Origin of the sequence: Polaromonas sp. YR568 (assembly GCF_943369415.1) — a bacterium.
GTDB lineage: Bacteria > Pseudomonadota > Gammaproteobacteria > Burkholderiales > Burkholderiaceae_C > Polaromonas.
In genome coordinates this window covers 109,093-125,499 of the sequence record NZ_CALRNF020000004.1, presented here as the reverse complement: position 1 = coordinate 125,499, position 16,407 = coordinate 109,093, and the positions used below count along the sequence as shown (strand labels likewise).

Annotated in this window: 14 protein-coding genes; 5 read left to right on the top strand and 9 right to left on the bottom strand. The window is 65.3% G+C overall.

Annotation, left to right across the window (positions count from 1 at the left end; genetic code table 11):
* Positions 1-127: 127 nt before the first annotated feature.
* The 3 genes from ACLV74_RS04405 to ACLV74_RS04395 are packed head-to-tail and all read right to left on the bottom strand — an operon-like array spanning position 128 to position 4,008.
* On the bottom strand, positions 128-1,519 hold the full coding sequence (locus ACLV74_RS04405; protein ID WP_411878164.1) for a c-type cytochrome: 1,392 nt from the start codon (positions 1,517-1,519) through the stop codon (positions 128-130).
* Complete coding sequence (locus tag ACLV74_RS04400; protein ID WP_411878163.1) at positions 1,516-3,288, bottom strand: GMC family oxidoreductase; 1,773 nt, start codon at positions 3,286-3,288, stop codon at positions 1,516-1,518. The genes ACLV74_RS04405 and ACLV74_RS04400 overlap by 4 nt, the downstream gene beginning before the upstream one ends.
* A gap of 9 nt (positions 3,289-3,297) precedes the next feature.
* On the bottom strand, positions 3,298-4,008 hold the full coding sequence (locus ACLV74_RS04395; RefSeq protein WP_411878162.1) for a gluconate 2-dehydrogenase subunit 3 family protein: 711 nt from the start codon (positions 4,006-4,008) through the stop codon (positions 3,298-3,300).
* Positions 4,009-4,194: 186 nt separating this feature from the next.
* On the opposite strand from ACLV74_RS04395, the gene ACLV74_RS04390 reads away from it, so the two are divergent.
* Complete coding sequence (locus ACLV74_RS04390) at positions 4,195-4,854, top strand: DUF1345 domain-containing protein (protein ID WP_411878161.1); 660 nt, start codon at positions 4,195-4,197, stop codon at positions 4,852-4,854.
* 16 nt (positions 4,855-4,870) lie between these two features.
* On the opposite strand, the gene ACLV74_RS04385 is transcribed toward ACLV74_RS04390, so the two are convergent.
* The 4 genes from ACLV74_RS04385 to ACLV74_RS04370 all read right to left on the bottom strand — a co-directional run bounded on the left by ACLV74_RS04385 (position 4,871) and on the right by ACLV74_RS04370 (position 9,515).
* The gene (locus ACLV74_RS04385) at positions 4,871-6,034 is read right to left on the bottom strand and encodes a serine hydrolase domain-containing protein (protein WP_411878160.1); all 1,164 of its coding nucleotides are present in this window, start codon (positions 6,032-6,034) and stop codon (positions 4,871-4,873) included.
* 320 nt (positions 6,035-6,354) lie between these two features.
* Positions 6,355-7,293 carry a DMT family transporter gene (locus ACLV74_RS04380; protein ID WP_411878159.1) on the bottom strand — a complete coding sequence of 313 codons (939 nt, stop codon included), beginning with the start codon at positions 7,291-7,293 and terminating at the stop codon, positions 6,355-6,357.
* The gene (locus ACLV74_RS04375) at positions 7,290-7,811 is read right to left on the bottom strand and encodes a methylated-DNA--[protein]-cysteine S-methyltransferase (RefSeq protein WP_411878158.1); all 522 of its coding nucleotides are present in this window, start codon (positions 7,809-7,811) and stop codon (positions 7,290-7,292) included. Before ACLV74_RS04375 ends, ACLV74_RS04380 begins: the two co-directional genes overlap by 4 nt.
* A 195-nt stretch (positions 7,812-8,006) precedes the next feature.
* Positions 8,007-9,515 (bottom strand): DNA-3-methyladenine glycosylase 2 family protein, encoded by a 1,509-nt coding sequence (locus tag ACLV74_RS04370; protein ID WP_411878157.1) that lies wholly within the window; start codon positions 9,513-9,515, stop codon positions 8,007-8,009.
* A gap of 218 nt (positions 9,516-9,733) precedes the next feature.
* Here ACLV74_RS04370 and ACLV74_RS04365 point away from each other — a divergent pair, with 218 nt between their 5' ends.
* From ACLV74_RS04365 to ACLV74_RS04350, 4 genes are all read left to right on the top strand, one after another.
* Positions 9,734-11,119, top strand: a complete 1,386-nt coding sequence (locus tag ACLV74_RS04365; RefSeq protein WP_411878156.1) for a phosphomannomutase/phosphoglucomutase — start codon at positions 9,734-9,736, stop codon at positions 11,117-11,119.
* Between the two features lie 227 nt (positions 11,120-11,346).
* Positions 11,347-12,360, top strand: a complete 1,014-nt coding sequence (gene waaC, locus ACLV74_RS04360; protein ID WP_411878155.1) for a lipopolysaccharide heptosyltransferase I — start codon at positions 11,347-11,349, stop codon at positions 12,358-12,360.
* The gene (locus ACLV74_RS04355; RefSeq protein WP_411878154.1) at positions 12,357-13,745 is read left to right on the top strand and encodes a 3-deoxy-D-manno-octulosonic acid transferase; all 1,389 of its coding nucleotides are present in this window, start codon (positions 12,357-12,359) and stop codon (positions 13,743-13,745) included. The genes waaC and ACLV74_RS04355 overlap by 4 nt, the downstream gene beginning before the upstream one ends.
* A 3-nt stretch (positions 13,746-13,748) precedes the next feature.
* A complete protein-coding gene (locus tag ACLV74_RS04350) occupies positions 13,749-13,892 on the top strand; it encodes a hypothetical protein (RefSeq protein WP_411878153.1) in 144 nt (47 codons plus the stop codon).
* 17 nt (positions 13,893-13,909) lie between these two features.
* Here ACLV74_RS04350 and ACLV74_RS04345 read toward each other — a convergent pair whose 3' ends face one another.
* Positions 13,910-14,935 carry a cupin-like domain-containing protein gene (locus ACLV74_RS04345; protein WP_411878152.1) on the bottom strand — a complete coding sequence of 342 codons (1,026 nt, stop codon included), beginning with the start codon at positions 14,933-14,935 and terminating at the stop codon, positions 13,910-13,912.
* Positions 14,936-14,996: 61 nt separating this feature from the next.
* Positions 14,997-16,355 carry a TolC family outer membrane protein gene (locus ACLV74_RS04340; protein ID WP_411878151.1) on the bottom strand — a complete coding sequence of 453 codons (1,359 nt, stop codon included), beginning with the start codon at positions 16,353-16,355 and terminating at the stop codon, positions 14,997-14,999.
* Between the last annotated feature and the right edge of the window lie 52 nt (positions 16,356-16,407).

Below are 16,407 nucleotides of genomic sequence, written 5' to 3'. Positions count from 1 at the left end.
GATCAAAAAAGCCCCAGCGATGGGGCTTTTTTCATGGCTGATCGGTTTTGACTGTTTCTGGCGCTGTCGGCAGGCGCTTGCCGTTACCGGCCTCGCTGTTTGCGTGGCCGGGTCCATCAAGCTGCAACTACTTGCCGGCTGCCTTCGCCGTCTTTGCCAGGCTGTCGCGCACCTTTTTCACGTCGGATGCGCTCACCGCTGCAGCCGCGTTGCCCCACGAACTGCGCACAAAACTCAAAACATCGGCCACGTTCGCGTCGGTCAGGCGCCAACCCAGTGCCGGCATGGCGATCCGCGACGGCGCTTCCATGGTGTGTGCCATCGCGGAGCCTTCCAGCACGACGCGGATGAGCGAAGTCGGGTCTTTCGCCGCCACGGCGCTGTTGTGCGCCAGGGTGGGGAATGTTTTTTGCGCGCCCTGTCCGTCAGAGCGGTGGCAGGCGTTGCAGTTGTTCATATAGACCATGGCGCCCACGCGGCCGACATCGCCGTTGCGCAAGGCGATGGCAGCGGCGCTGGCCGATGCCGCAGCCGCAGGCGGCCGCACTGCATCACCGCCACCGAGTGATTTGAGGTAGGTCGCGATCGCGCCCAGGTCCTCGCGTGAAAGGTGCTGCGTGCTATTGCTCACCACCTCCGTCATCGCGCCAAATGCCGCTGTATGTGCCGTACGGCCGGTTTTCAGGTAATCGACGATTTCCTGGTTGGTCCAGGTGGCCAGACCCGGTGTGGCGGTGTTGCGCAGCGGCTGGGCATACCAGCCATCAATGACAGCACCGGCCAAAAAGCGTTCACCCTCGCTGTGGGTGGTGGCTTTCTCGGCCCCGGTGATACCGCGTGCCGTGTGGCAGGCGCCGCAATGGCCCAGGCCCTGCACGAGGTAGGCGCCGCGGTTCCACTCGGCGTTTTGTGCGGCCTCCGGGGCGTACACCTTGCCGGGCAAATACAGCATGTTCCAGCCGGCCATCAGCCGGCGCATGCTGAAAGGCCAGGGCAGGTCGGTTTTGGCGTTGTCCTGTTTCGCCGGCTGCACGCCTTTGGTGAAATAGGCATACAGGGCTTGCAGGTCGGCATCCGTCAGCCGGGAGAAGTTGGTATACGGCATGGCCGGGTACAGGTGTTTGCCGTCCTTGCGCTTGCCTTCACGCAGGGCGCGGTTGAAGTCGTCCTGGGTGTACCGGCCGATGCCCTGCTCGGGGTCAGGCGTGATGTTGGTCGAGACGATGGTGCCGAAAGGGGTGGCCATCGGCAGGCCGCCGGCAAAGGGCTTGCCGTTGGGACGAGAGTGGCAGCTGATGCAGTCACCGGCGCGCGCGAGGTATTCACCGCGCACCACCTGCGGATCGCGTGGCGGCGTGGCCGGCGCAGTGACGGCTGCGGGCGTGGCCGCGACCGGCGCAGCTGGCTTGTCTTGTGCCTTCACCAGCGCCGGCGTGGCCAGTGCGACCAGCAGCGCCACGGCGGCGAGGGCCGCCAGCACACCCGGCTTGAGGGTTTCCGTCGTGCGGTCTCCTTTCATGCCAGTGCTCCCGGGCTCTTGAGGTAGCGCTCACGAATGTGTTTCGCCGACCAGTAAGCCAGCGCCCCCACGATGCCGGTCGGGTTGTAGCCGAAGTTCTGCGGAAAGGCGCTGGCGCCCATCACAAATACGTTGGGTACGTCCCAGGCCTGCAGGTAGCGGTTAACGGCACTGGTGGAGGGGTCGGTGCCCATGGGTGCACCGCCGGTGTTGTGGGTGGACTGGTAGGCCCGCAGGTCGTAGTGGTCGCCGGGCTTCTTGAAGTTGGACGCCATCTGCCGCGGCCCCATGGCCTTCGCAATGCCTTCCATCTTGCCCTTGATGAATTGCGTCATCGCAATGTCGTTGGCCTTCCAATCGAAGGTCATGCGCAGCAGCGGCTGCCCATACACGTCCTTGTAGGTCGGGTCCAGGTCGAGGTAGTTGTTGCGGTAAGACATGACCGAACCCTGGCTGCCGATGCTGATGGCGTAGCGGTAGTTGTCCTTGATGGCTTTTTTCCAGCCGGCACCCCAGGCCGGCGTGCCGGGCGGCACACTCATCTGCTGGATGGGCCGCCCGCCGGTGACGACGCACGAGATGGATGCACCGCCGACAAAACCGAGGCCACCATGGTCGAAGTTGTCACCGTCAAAATCATCGATCACCGCGCCGCTGGCGCCCGCGCCGGCGAAAGGGTTCATCGGCTTGTCCGAATTGAAGAACAGCGAGACACCACCGTTCATCTGGTACGCGTAGTTGCGCCCCACCACGCCCTGGCCGGTGGCCGGGTCGTACTTCTTGCCGATGTTGGACAGCAGCAACAGGCGCACATTGTGGAACTGGTAGGCGCACAGCACCACCAGGTCGGCGGGTTGCTCTGTCTCGTTGCCGGCGGCATCGATGTAGGTAACGCCGGTGGCGCGTTTGCCGTCCGCCGCCATGTTCACGCGAATGACATGGGAGCGGGTACGCAATTCGAAATTGGGTCGTGCCATCAAGGTCGGCAGCAAGGTGGTTTGCGGCGATGCCTTGGAATACATGTAGCAACCGTAGCGTTCACAGAAACCGCAGAAGTTGCAGGGCCCGAGTTGCGCGCCGTGCGGGTTGGTGTATGCACGCGAGGCATTGGCTGCAGCCTGTGGAAAAGGGTGGTAACCCAGCTCGCGTGTGGCTTTCTCAAAAAGCATGGCGCTGTTCTGGTAGGCCAGCGGCGGCAACGGGTATTCGTCGGACCGCGCGCCTTCAAATGGGTTGCCGCCGGCCTGTACCTGGCCGCGCAGGTTGCCGGCCTTGCCCGAGACACCGCAGATTTTTTCAAAGTGGTCGAAGTGGGGCTCAAGTTCGTCGTAGCTCACGCCCCAGTCCTGCAGATGCATATCCGCGGGGATGGATTTTTTGCCATAGCGCTCTTCGTAGCGGCTGCGTATGCGCAGGTCATCAGGTAGCGCACGCCATTGCTGGCCGTTCCAGTGCACGCCCGCGCCGCCCACACCGTCACCGGGCAGAAACGATCCGAGCTGGCGGTATGGCACGGCGATGTCGCCCGGCGCGTGGCGCACGGTGACGGTTTCCCTGGCCAGGTTCTGGAAGAGCTTGCCGCGCACGCCGTAGCTCAGCTCGTCGGTGATGCGCGGGTAAGCAAAGTCAGGGTTGGTGTCGCGGTTCTCGCCGCGCTCCAGTGCCAGCACATTGAGGCCGGCGGCGGTGAGTTCCATGCCCATGATGGCGCCGGTCCAGCCAAAGCCGACCAGCACGGCATCCACCGAAGGTTTTTTGATCGCAGCCATGTGCGCTCCTTAACCTTGCGGTCCGTTGATGCTGACGGGCGGCAGCGGATACTGCACCGGCTTGCCGACCCAGTCGGTGAAGTCGGCGCGCGCGCCGGGAAAGCCGATCATCTTCCACGATGCAGCGTTTCTGTTTCCGCCGTGCATCGGGTCGCTCAGATAGCCCTCTTTGGTGTTCTGCAACAAAAATCCGAAGAAGGTCTGGGACGACAAGGTGTCGAACTTCACTTCACCCGATTCCAGCCCCTTGAGCAACTGGTCCTGTTGGCCGGCATCGAGCTGCGCAAAGGTCTTGCCGCCAAAGTTCTTCTTGGAATGGGCATCGGTCGCTTCAATGCCGGCGCGGTACACGTCGCGCGGCGCCAGCTTGCCCTGATAGCCGAACTCGGGTGCCGACTCGACAAACGGCCCCTGCATGTACCAGGTTGCCGCATGGCCGAAGGCCGCATCCATTTGCCGGTCGATGAATTCGGGAACACCCACTTCCAGCGCGCCGGGGCCTGTGGCATCGGCGGGTATGAGTCGCGCCACGGCGGCCTGCACAAACGCCCATTCGCCGGGATTGAAGTAGGCCGGCTGGTAGGGGACGGATGCCGCTTGCGGGCTTGCGGCGGATGTCGCGGGGCTATCGGGTGTACACCCTGCGCCTGCCAGGGCCGCGACAGGGACGATGGCAATGGATTTGCGTAGAAATCCGCGCCGGGCATTATCGATAGGCATCGCTGAACTTTTCTGGCGGCAGAGCCGCCTGTTGTTGTATGTTGTCTTGCGTTGTGAGTTCGCCCTTGCATCCTAGTCACGGCCCGCCGCCGTGTTTGTAGGCGGTTTTCGACAGTGTGATAACGCATGACTCAAGCCTTACAAATCCGGCCCCATGGAGTCAGTCCAGGCGGCACAATCGCAACCATGGTCAAACATCTTTCCGAAACCACGGGCCTTCAGCGGCTTACCCTGGGCCTCGCTTCCGGGCTGGTCGTGGCGGCCTTGCCGCTGCCCCTGGGCTGGCAGTTCTGCGGCCTGCTGGGCTGGTGCGCCGGCATAGCCGTTTACCTGGGGCTGGCCTGGTGGCTGTGCGTGCGCTTTGACGCCAAACGCACACGCGAACGCGCGCAGGCCCAGGATGAACCCAGTGTCGTGCTGTTCTTGCTGATGTTGCTGGCCACCATGGCCTGCGTCGCGGCCATCACGGTCGTGATGCAGGAGGCCAAGGACCTGTCGGGCATGGAGCGCACGCTGCACATCCTGCTGTCCGTCGCGGCGCTGGCCGCTTCATGGCTGTTCATCCAGACGATTTACGCCTTCCGTTATGCCCACCGCTACTACCAGGAAGAAAAACTCAACGAGCCGGACGGGCCCGGCCTGTGTTTCCCCGGCGGGCTGGACCCGGACTATTTCGACTTTCTGTATTACTCCCACGTGGTGGGCATGACCTCGCAGGTCTCCGACGTGCAGGTCACCTCGCGCGAGATGCGCCGGCTCACATTGGTGCACAGCGTGCTGTCCTTCGGCTTCAACATGCTGGTGCTGGCGCTCAGCATCAATGTGGTGGCTGGAGCGTTGCAGTAGGCGCCCGCCGGTCCTGTTATTTCGCGGTGACCACGTAACGGGCGTAGAGCTTCCCGGCCAGCTTCTGCATCACATCGTCGGTATTCGGCGTCGCCACATTGGTCATGACGACGATGGCCGCGTCGCGCTCGGTGTCGACCCAGATATAAGCCTTGTTCATGTTGTTGGAGCCGCCGTGGAAGGCCACGGGGTAGGCTGTCCAGTCCATCTTGGTGGAGGCCCAGCCCAGGGCGTATTGCGCGGCGCCCGCTACCGTGGTGGATGCGGTCGAGGCCGTCGACATGGAGACTACCGGTGTCACGAGTTTTTTCAGGGTCTCGGGCTTGACCAGGAAGGGTGCGCGTTTGCCTTGGCCCGCCATCCAGCTGCCCCAGCGCGCGAAGTCGAGCACCGACATGTGGGCGGTGCCGGCCGGGCTGATGACGAGCGGGTTGTCGGCCTCGGGGCCGCCCAGCATGGGCTTGAGTTTGCCGTCGACCAGGGCGTGGCCCAGTGGCGCGTCCATGCGGCCCAGCGTGGCCTGCGGGCCTATACCGGCGCTGGTCAGCTTGAGGGGCGTGAACACGCGCTCCGTGATCAGCTCTTCCCAGGATTTTTCGCCGACGCGCTCGATCATGGCGCCCACCAGGGTGTAGCCCAGGTTGGAGTAGGCAAAGCCTGTGCCGGGTTCGCGCGCCAAGGGTTTGGTGGCCACCTGTTGCAGCATCCAGTAGCGCTGTTCGTTGAGGTTTCCCGGTTGCCGCATGGTATTGGCCAGCAGCACGTCGAAGTCTTCGTTGTCGGAAGGAAAGCCGCTGGTGTGCGACAGCAGCTGGGTCAGGGTGACGCGGCTCACGCCGGCATCCATGCCGGCGGCCAGTTCGGGAAAGACCTGGGCCAGCGTGCTGTCCCACTGAAGCTTGCCGCTCTCGACCATCATGGCGGCCAGCAGCGCCGTCATGGCCTTGGTGTCGGAACCGATGTGAAAGCGGTCCTGGTGCGTGACGGGGATGGTGGTGCCGATGCGGCGTGTGCCGCCCGTACCCGCGGCCATCAGCTTGCCCTTGCTCACCACCGCGGCGGCCAGCGCGGGGAAGCCGGCCTGCCGTGCTTCTTGCGTCACCATCGCGTCCAGCGAGGCTTGAGCCCGTGCGCTGCCCAGGCAGGCCAGCAGGCAGATGCCCGGGAGCAGGGTGCGCAAGGCCGCTGTTGAAGTGAGTGGTGTGGTACGGCGCCCGGTCGTTTGACCGAAGGCGTGAAGCTGCAACATGTGAATCGCCCTTGTGTGAGTCAGATGAACGAGAACCGTGATTCTCACCCAGTGTGGGCGATGTTCGTATGACGGCGTATTACAGCTGAAACAGCTGTTTCTTCAGCGCCATCTTTTCTTTCTTGCGCTGGCTGGCTTCGGACTTGCGGTGCGAGCCGGCCTTGCGCTGCGCCGCCGGCGCCACCATCGGGTTGCGCGGCTTGGGCGCGGTCAGCTTGAGTTTGGTCTTGCGGGCGGAAGTCAGCGTTGCTTCAGCTCTTGCGGCCCAGCTTGAGCAGCCCCGTCGACAGCGCCGTGCCAATCACAATTACCACGGCGCAGATCACCATCCAGGCCGTCACGTGTTCGCCGAGGAAGAGCACGCCATAGAGCACCGCGAACACCGGCACCAGGAAGGTGACCGACAGCGCGCGCGGCGGGCCGGCGTTTTCAATCAGGCGGAAAAACAGGATGTAAGCCACGCCGGTGCAGACCACGCCCACCGCCAGCAGCGCCAGCCACGCATGCGCGCCCGGCATTTGCGCGGGCCACAGCCAGGCGGCCGGCAGGGCCAGGCCCAGCGTCGCGCCAATCTGGCTGCCGGCCGCGGTCACCAGCGGCGGCATGCCTGAGAGGTAGCGTTTGGTGTAGCTGGCCGAGATGCCGTAGCAGACGCAGGCCAGCAGGCAGGCCAGTACGGCCCAACCGGGCGCCACGCCCGAGGCGTCGGGCTTGAAGGTGGCCTTGTCCCAGGCCAGCATGGCGACGCCGGCAAAACCGACGATGAGGCCCAGGATGCGCGAGGCATTGGGTTTGTCCTTGAGCCACAGCCAGGCGATCAGCGCGCCGAACATGGGCACCGTGGCGTTGAGGATGGCCGAGAGGCCTGTGGTGATGGACAGCAGCGCGAATGAAAAGCAGGCGAACGGGATGCCCGAGTTCAGCACGCCGATGAAGAAAATCTTTTTCCAGTGTTTCTTCAGCTCGGGCAACAGCCCGCGTAGCCACACGATGGGCAGCAAAAACAGCGCGGCGATGCCCACGCGCACGGCGGCCGTCGGCAGCGGGCCGAACTCCACCGTGCTGATGCGCATGAACAGGAATGAAGAACCCCAGATCGCGGCCAGCATCACAAAATCGGCGACCCAGCTTTTGGGCTTGGCGAGGGCCGCGCCCAGTGGCGCGGCGATGCCTGAAGGACTGGAACTCACAGCATGGTCTCCTGAAGTGCGCCTTCGAGTTTCAGCAAGGCGGTTTTGCGGTGCAGGCCGCCGGCGTAGCCCGTGAGCGAGCCGTCGGAGCCCAGCACCCGGTGGCAGGGCACGATCACGCTGACCGGGTTGCGCCCGATCGCCGCGCCCACGGCGCGCACGGCCGCGGGTTTGCCGATGTTCTGGCTGATCTGGCCGTAGCTCAGGGTGCCGCCTTGCGGAATGGCCAGCAGCGCCTGCCACACCGATTGCTGGAAGGCCGTTCCGTGGCCCAGGTCCAGCGGCAGGTCGAAAGTCGTGCGCGTGCCGGCATAGTATTCGGCCAGTTGCGCGATGGTTTGTTTCAGCACCGGATGCTCCGGGTCTTCCCGCCACACGTAAGGCTTCACGAGCTGCGGCGGCAGGTGGCGCTGGCCCGCGAACCAGGTGCCGGCCAGGCCTTTGTCGGTCGCGGCAATGATCATTTCGCCCAGGGGGCTGTGGAAGGTTGTCTGGACGATGGAGTTGTCGTATTTCATCTTGTTCACCTCTTGAATGGTTTCGAGTTTCTGCCGTACCAGGTCTTTTTCAGTCCTGTCCAGGCTGCTTGTCGCTTGTCTCTTGTGGCGGGCAAAAGCTGGCTCGATCATTCACCGGCCATGTTCGCGCCTGGGCGCTGAACCGTCCAATGAAATCGAGGCGAGGCATTCATTCCGCCCACGCATGAATCGCCGTCAGCCGGGGCGCTCCAGCGTGCCGCTCCAGGCGCGTATCACCGCGTAGCTGCGCCAGGGTTTCCAGGCGTGCGATGCCGCTTCGGCCTCGCGCGCCGGGTTCTTCGTGCCCTGCACGCCCAGGGCCTTGTGCAGCGCCACGTCGCCCGCCGGAAATGCGTCGGGCCAGCGCAGCGCGCGCATCGCGATGTACTGCGCGGTCCAGTCGCCTATGCCGGGCAGAGCCTTCAGCGCGGCCCGCGTGGCATTGACGTCGGCGCCGCTGTGCAGCTGCAGGCGCTTGTCGGCCACGGCCTGCGCGATGCCGACGATCGCGGCCTGCCGCTGCTTGACGATGCCCAACTGCCCCAGCGCGTCGCCGCTGGCGGCTGCCAGCACGGCGGGCGCGGGAAAGAGGCGTGTCAGCTGGGGCCAGGGTGTTTCCACGGACTCGCCGAAACGGTCCACCATGCGCTGCGCCAGCGTGCGTGCGGCGGCCACGGTGATCTGCTGGCCCAGCACGGCGCGCACCGCGAGCTCATAACCGTCCAGCGCGCCCGGCACGCGCAGGCCGTCGCCTTCGGGAAAAGCGTCGTGCAGCACGCCGTTGATGGCGGCCGGGTCGGCGTCCAGGTCGAAGGTGGTGCGCACGCGGCGTATCACCAGCGGCAGCACTTCGCGCAGCGAATCGCTCACGCGCAGCACCAGGCGCGACCGCTCTTCTTCAAAACTCGCCAGCAGCCAGCCTGTGTGCAGCTTGCCGCCCGATTCGATGCTGAAGGTCCGGCCCAGGCAGGGCTGCGCGGCGTCGGCGTCAATGAACTCGATGGCGCTGATGCAGCGCTTGCTGAAGAACGCCAGCATGGCCTGAACGTCATAGGGAGGTCGGTAGCCCAGCCGTATGGTCGCGCCTTCGCCGACCTTGCCGGTGCGCTCGGGGCCCTGGCGCCGCAGCTGCGTGGGGTTGAGCTTGTAGTGCTCGACGAAGGCGGCATTGAAGCGGCGCACGCTGGCAAAACCGCTGATCAGCGCAATCTGTGTGATGGGCAGGTTGGTGTCGGCCAGCAGCTGCTTGGCGGTGTGCAGCCTGTGCGTCTGCAAGTACTGCATGGGCGAGACGCCGAACTGCGCCTCGAAGATGCGCCGCACGTGGCGGTCGCTCACGCCCAGCCGCGCGGCGAGTTTTTCGACCGAGGGGCCTTCTTCTGCCCACACCTCGGGCTCATCCAGCAGGCGCGCCGCCTGGTGGGCCAGGATGTAGGAAGCATCCTGGATGGACCACACCACCGAATGCGGCGCCAGTTCGGGCCGGCAGCGCAGGCAGGGGCGAAAGCCGGCGTTTTCGGCCTGCGCCGCATGGTGGAAGAAGCGGCAGTTTTCGCGCTTCGGGGTTTTCACGCTGCAGACCGGCCGGCAATAAATGCCGGTGGAGGTCACGCCGGTGAAAAAGCTGCCGTCGAAACGCGCGTCCCGCGCCTTCAGGGCGAGGTAGCAGTCGTTGTCGGCAAGAGGGGTGTTTTCGCGGTCCATGGGGGAAATGATACGCCGCGGGCCGTTCAAGACTAGCCGTTTTCGGACATGTCCCTGAGCCCCTGGGAGGCGGCCATTTCGGCGAATTCCGGGTGGCGCAATAGTCTGAACGGACTGCCCGGAAACGGTTGCCGCCTACAGGGGATGGCCGGGGCGCCACCTACAATCAAATTCACTCACTTCCAGCAGTCCTCCGTACTCCCCAGGAACCTCACCCGATGCAAATCAACCCGTCCATCTTCAAGGCCTATGACATACGCGGCGTTGTGCCGTCCACCATCCATGAAGAGATGGCCGAGGCCCTGGGCAAAGCCTTTGGCATGGCAGCGCTGGCGGAAGGTGAAAAAGCCGTGGCCGTAGGCCGCGACGGCCGGCTCAGCGGGCCTTCGCTGAGCGCGGCGCTGATGCGCGGCCTGGCCGCCACCGGCATAGACGTGATCGATGTAGGCATGGTGACCACCCCCATGCTCTACTTCGCCGCCAGCACGCTGGCCGGTTCGGGCATTCAGGTCACGGGCAGCCACAACCCCAAGGACTACAACGGCTTCAAGATGGTGCTGGCCGGCCGCGCGATCTACGGCGAGGAAATCCAGGGCCTGCGCCGCGTCATCGAGGGCGACAAATGGGCGTTGCCATCGCAAGGCGGGACCATCCGCCAGGTCGATGTGGGCACGGCCTACCGCGACCGCATCGTGTCCGGGATCAAGCTTGAACGCCCGCTGAAAATTGTGATTGATTCCGGCAACGGCATTGCCGGCGCTTCGGCGCCCGCCATCTTTCGCGCGCTGGGCTGCGAAGTGACAGAACTCTTCAGCGAAGTGGACGGCAACTTTCCCAACCACCATCCCGACCCCAGCAAGCCCGAGAACCTGCAGGACCTGATCAAGGCCCTGCAAAGCGGCGACGCGGAACTGGGCCTGGCCTTTGACGGCGACGGCGACCGCCTGGGCATCGTCACCAAGGACGGCCAGAACATCTACCCCGACCGGCAGATGATGCTGTTTGCCCGCGACGTGCTGTCGCGCGTGCCGGGCGGAACGATCCTGTTCGACGTGAAATGCTCGCAGCGCCTGGCGCCCGAGATCGAAGCCGCCGGCGGCGTGCCCATGATGTACAAGACCGGGCATTCGCTGATCAAGGCGAAGATGAAGGAAGTCGATTCGCCGCTGGGCGGTGAGATGAGCGGCCATATCTTCTTCAAGGAACGCTGGTACGGTTTTGACGACGGCACTTATGCCGGCGCCCGCCTGCTGGAAATCCTGAGCCGCGCGCCCGACGCAGGCATCGTGCTCAACGCCTTGCCGACCAGTTTCAGCACGCCCGAACTCAATGTGGCCTGCAAGGAAGGCGAGCCGCATACCGTGGTGGAGGCCTTGATCAAATCGGCGAAATTCGCGGCGCCCGCGAAAATCTCCACGATTGACGGCGTGCGTGTGGACTGGCCCGACGGCTTTGGCCTGATACGCGCGTCCAACACCACGCCGGTGCTGGTGCTGCGCTTTGAAGGCCATACCCAGCAGGCGATGGAACGCATCGAGGCTGACATGCTGGCCCTGCTGCGTAGCGTCAAGCCCGACGCGAGCTTCGCGGCTGCGGCGCATTAGGCCCACCCCCGTCCGGGCTCACTTCGTGTAGCCGTTCCCCCCTCAAGGGGGCGGCGCCTGCGGTCTGGCAAAGCCAGTCCCGCGGCCCCTACTGGTTTTTCTCCTCGAACTCTTAAACCCAGCATGAGCCGTGGAACCGGCTTTGCCGGGCCACAGGCGGGCGGCCCCCTCGGGGGGCAGGGAGCTACACGAAGTGAGCGACCGTGGGGGCCATAGAATGGCCGTTCATGAAAATTCTCCTGGTCAAGCTGTCGTCCCTGGGCGACGTGGTGCATACCCTGCCCGTGGTGCAGGACATACGCGCCGCGTTCCCTGGGGCGCTAATCGACTGGGTGGTGGAAAAGGCTTTTGCGCCCCTGCTGGCGCGCAGCGAAGGCTTGCACCGCGTCGTTCCCTGTGAGATCCGGCGCTGGCGCAAATCCTTCTGGACAGGCGCGACGCGGCAGGAATGGGGCGCTTTCAGGGCGCAATTGCAGCAGGACGCTTATGACGCCGTCATCGACCTGCAGGGCCTGACCAAGTCCGCGCTGGTGGCGCGACTGGCCAGGCTGGCGCCTGGCGGAAAGCGTTATGCCCTGGCCAACCAGACCGATGGCTCGGGCTACGAGGCGCCCACACGCTGGGTGGCCGACGTGGCGATTGCGGTTGAGCCGCACATCCACGCGGTGCGCCGCTCGCGTGAACTGGCGGCGCGTGCGCTGGGCTACACCCCTGCGGCCGCAACGCACTTTGGACTGAAAGTGCCCGCCAGGCCCGCGAAGACCCATGAACACTTCCCCAAGGGCTATATCGCGTTTGTGCATGGCACCTCGCGCGTCGACAAGGAATGGCCGCTGAGCCACTGGGTCGCGTTGGGGCAACGCCTGAACACGGCCGGCTACCAGGTGCTGCTGCCGCACGGCAATGCCGCCGAGCTGCGCACCAGCCAGACGATTGCCGAAGCACTCAACGGCACGGCGCCGGATTCCGCGATGCTGCTGCCCTTGCTGCCGCTGGATGCGATGGCCGAGGAAATCGCGCAATGCGCCGGGGTGATCGGTGTCGACAGCGGTGTGAGCCACATCGCCGTGGCGCTGGACCTGCCGCATGTGCAGATCTACAACTTCGACACCGCCTGGCGCACCGGGCCTGATGCGCTGGGCCTTGGCGGCCGGCAAACCAGCGTGTTTGCGCAGCCCGCGCCGGGTGTCGATGCCGTCTGGCAGGCCTGGCTGGCGTGCGGCGCGGAGGTGAACGCATGAGCGCCCTGGTCCTGAAACTCTATTCGCTGCTGATGTGGCTGGGCCAACCCTTGCTGCGCCGCAAGCTGGCGCGCCGCGCACAGCAGGAGCCCGGCTACCTGGAGGCGGTCGAGGAGCGTTTCGGACGCTACACGCAGCCGGCCGAGGCGGTGTCCGAGCTGGTCTGGGTGCATGCCGTCTCGCTCGGCGAAACCCGCACGGCGGCGCTGCTGCTCAAGGCCCTGCGCGCGCGCAATCCGGGCCTGCGCATCTTGCTGACGCACGGCACCGCCACCGGGCGCGCCGAGGGCGTGGCGCTGCTGCAACCCGGCGATGTGCAGGTGTGGCAGCCGTGGGACAGCCCGGGCGCGGTCGCCCGGTTTTTCCATCACTTCAAGCCGCGGCTGGGGTTGTTGATGGAAACCGAGATCTGGCCCAACCTGGTGGCCGGCGCGCAGGCGCGCGCCATGCCACTGGTGCTGGTCAACGGCAGGCTGTCCGAAAAATCCCTGCAGCAGGCGCTCAAGATGTCGCCGCTGTCCTTCCCGGCTTATGCCGCGCTGTCGGCGGTGTACGCGCAGACCGACGACGACGCGCGGCGCTTTCGCCAGGCGGGCGCCGTGGTGAGCGGTGTATTTGGCACCCTCAAATTCGATGCCTCGCCCGACGATGCCCAGCAGGAAAAAGGCAAGTCCTGGCGCCGCACGCTGGCGCAACCGGTGCTGATGTTCGCCAGCTCGCGTGAGGGCGAGGAAGAAATGTTCCTGAAGCAGATCAGTGCCGTAGCCCAATCGGAAAACCAGCAAGGCGCCGGCAAAAATGCAGCGATCGACGTCCGGCCCGAACCTGAGCCGCAAGCGCAGGCTGAAGGCATGGGAAGCCGCTTCAAGGTACTGCTGGTGCCGCGCCATCCGCAGCGTGTCAATGAGGTCGAGGCGCTGGTGGTGCGGCATGGCCTGCGCGTTTCACGGCGCTCAGGCTGGGACGATGCCGCAGGCGGCCCGGCCGGCGACGAGGCGCAGCTTGCCGACGTGTGGCTCGGGGACTCGCTGGGCGAAATGGCGCTGTATTTCGCGATGAGCGACGTCGCGCTGCTGGGCGGCAGCTTTGCACCCCTGGGCGGGCAGAACCTGATCGAGGCGGCCGCCTGCGGCTGCCCGGTGGTGATGGGCCCCCACACTTTCAATTTCACCGAAGCCGCCGAGCTGGCGGTGGAAGCCGGCGCCGCCCGGCGCGTGGTCGACATGGAGCAGGGCGTGCGCGTCGCGCGAAAGTGGATGGACAGGCCCGACGCCCATGCCGCGGCGGTGGCGGCGGGGCTGGCCTTTGCCGACCGCAACCGTGGCGCCACGGAGCGCACGGTCAATGCCTTGCAAACTTTTCTGGCGCCGGACAAAGCAGCCTAGGCCATGCCCAAAAACTTCCAGAACTCTGAAAACTCACCCGAAGGTGGCCCGAAGAAACGCCGTGTTCCAGTCTGGTTCTGGATGCTGCTTTTTATGGCGGCCTGTCTGGCCGGCTTCGGCGCCTACGTCATCGCGACGCTGCCCTGAGCGGGGAGGCGGCTGCGTTAGCTGCGCTTGGGAAGCACCTGATGGCAGGTGCAGTTACCCCAGGCGTAGAGATGCAGGTGATGCGCCCAATCGCGCAGCGTAGCCCAGGCGCCGCCGGTGGCAACTTCCCAGGGCGTGAGGCCGAACATGCCCAGGCTGATGGAGGGCTCCGCCGAGACCACCGAATGCCAGGTGCGCTTTGGAATGAACAGGGCGTCGCCGGCTTCAACGCGGGCGTGGTAGCCGTGGGCTTTTTCGAAGGACGCAAGCTCACGGGCCTGTTCGGGCAGGCGCGAGACGTTGATGTCGCTGAGCGTGGCGCCCCAGTCGTACTTGGCGGCCGGGCACATGTGCTGGCGCTGGTCGGGTGAAAAAAGGATGAATTCCTTGACGCCCTGCAGCTGCACAAACCAGTTGTGCGGGAAATCGTTGTGCAGGCCGGTCACGGTGTTGGCCGGGCCCATGAAGACGTATTCCCAGGTCATGCGGCCGGGCCACAGGCTCTTGATGAGCAGGTCGCGGCGCAACTCGGGGTATTTTTCCAGGATGTCCCACTGCGCCAGGTACAAGGTGGTCGGCTTGAACGACTGCATGTGGGCCCAGTTCAGGTGAAAGCGCTCGCCGGGTTTGTAGCCGTCCCGCACCGGCTTGGGCAGCAGGCCGGCCATGGGGTCCGGCGCGCGCTGCGCCGCCTTGCCGAGTTCCCGCAGGTAGGGCGCGACCGGAAGGAAAGGGCGGCCCTTGGTCACGCCCTGTTCGACCAGGCCGTCGGTGAACTTGACCGGTACTTCGGCGCCCTTGCCGGCACAGACGTCGGCGAGGAATTCAAACGACCATTTTTTCCATGCCGGCCAGTGGTGGATGCCGCCCTTGACCAGCACGGGTTTGTCAAACGGCGGCCGGCGGCCCGCGCGCTTGAGTTCTTCCCAGGTGGTTTCCTCGATCAGCTCGAAGCTGGGGCCTTTGGGCGCGTGTAGCGGCGCGCCGGTCACGCGTTCGGCTTCAATCGGCAAGGGCAGGGGATTGTTTGCGGGCATCAACATGGCGATTCTGGCCCGGGTGGGCCTTTGTTAGGGGTGTGAGCCGTGGCGGAAACGGAGAGGTTCAGGGGGCCAGCAGCGCGTTGATTTTCTGCAAATCCTCGGGCGTCAGCGTGCCGTTGGCCTGGCGCAGCTTCAGGTCGCCCAGCAGCACGTCGTAGCGCGCCTTGGCCAGGTCGCGCTTGGTCTGGAACAGCTGGCTTTGCGAGTTGAGCACGTCGATGTTGATGCGCACGCCGACCTGGTAGCCCAGCTTGTTGGCGTCCAGCGCGCTCTGGCTGGACAGCTCGGCCGCTTCCAGCGCCTTGACCTGGCCCTGGCCGGACTGCACGCCGAAGTAGGCGGTACGCGTGGCCTGGGCCACGGTGCGCCGCGCGCCTTCCAGGTCGCTTTTGGCCTTGTCGCGCAGCCACAGGGTTTCGCGCACGCGGTTTTGCGTGGCGAAGCCGGCGAACAGCGGCACGTTGAGCAGCACGCCGACGTTGGTGGTGTTGGTGCGGAAGGCAAACGGCGGGATGGTGGTAGCCGTGCCCGAGGGATTGCGCGAGACGTTGTAGCTGGCCTGCAGGTCCACCGTGGGCTTGTGGCCGGCTTCGGCCTTGTTCACTTCAAGCTCCGCGATCTCCACGTTGCTCTGCGCCTGGCGGATATTGGGGTGCACCAGTTCGGATTGCTCGACCCAGGTGTTGACGTCGGCGGGTGTGATGACCGGCAGGCCGACGGGCGTGGCCAGGGGCTTGGGCTGGGTTTCGGTTTTGCCGACCAGGGTGTCCAGTGCGATTTTTTTGACGCGCAGGTCGTTCTCGGCGGCGAGCTCCTGGGCGATCACCAGGTCGTAGCGCGCCTGCGCTTCACGCGTGTCGGTGATGGTGGAGGTGCCGACTTCGAAGTTGCGCTTGGCCGAGGCGAGCTGCTCGGCGACCGCGGCTTTCTGGGCGCGCACAAAGGTCAGCGTGTCCTGCGCGGCCAGCACGTCGAAGTAAGCCTGGCTGGTGCGCACGACCAGGTCCTGGTCGGCGGCTTGCAGCTGCGCCTGGGCCAGTTCCACCTGCCGGGAGGCCTGCTGGTAGGTGGCCCAGTTGGCGGGGCGGTACAGGGGCTGCGAAAGGTTCAGCGCGGCGTTTTGGGTGTTGAAGCTGCGGTCTATGACGGGCGCCGTGTTTTCAAACCCGGTGCGCGTCACGCCGGCCGAGATGCCTGCCGTCGGCAGGATGCCGGCCTTGGCCTGGTCGGCCCTGGCGAGGTTGGCGTCGTATTGCAGCTTGGCCGACTGGTAGGCGGCGTCGAAGGCGCGCGCCGATTCATACAGCTCAACGAGACTCTGGGCCCGGGCCAGGGGCGCCATGGCCAGCAGTGCCACGGCGGCCGCAATCGACAAGGGCAACATCACCGGGCGGGCCGGCGGTTTCTTGGGCGTTGTCATAAAGGGTCCTGAAGAAATGAATGAATCGAATGAATCGGCGAATAAAAAAACA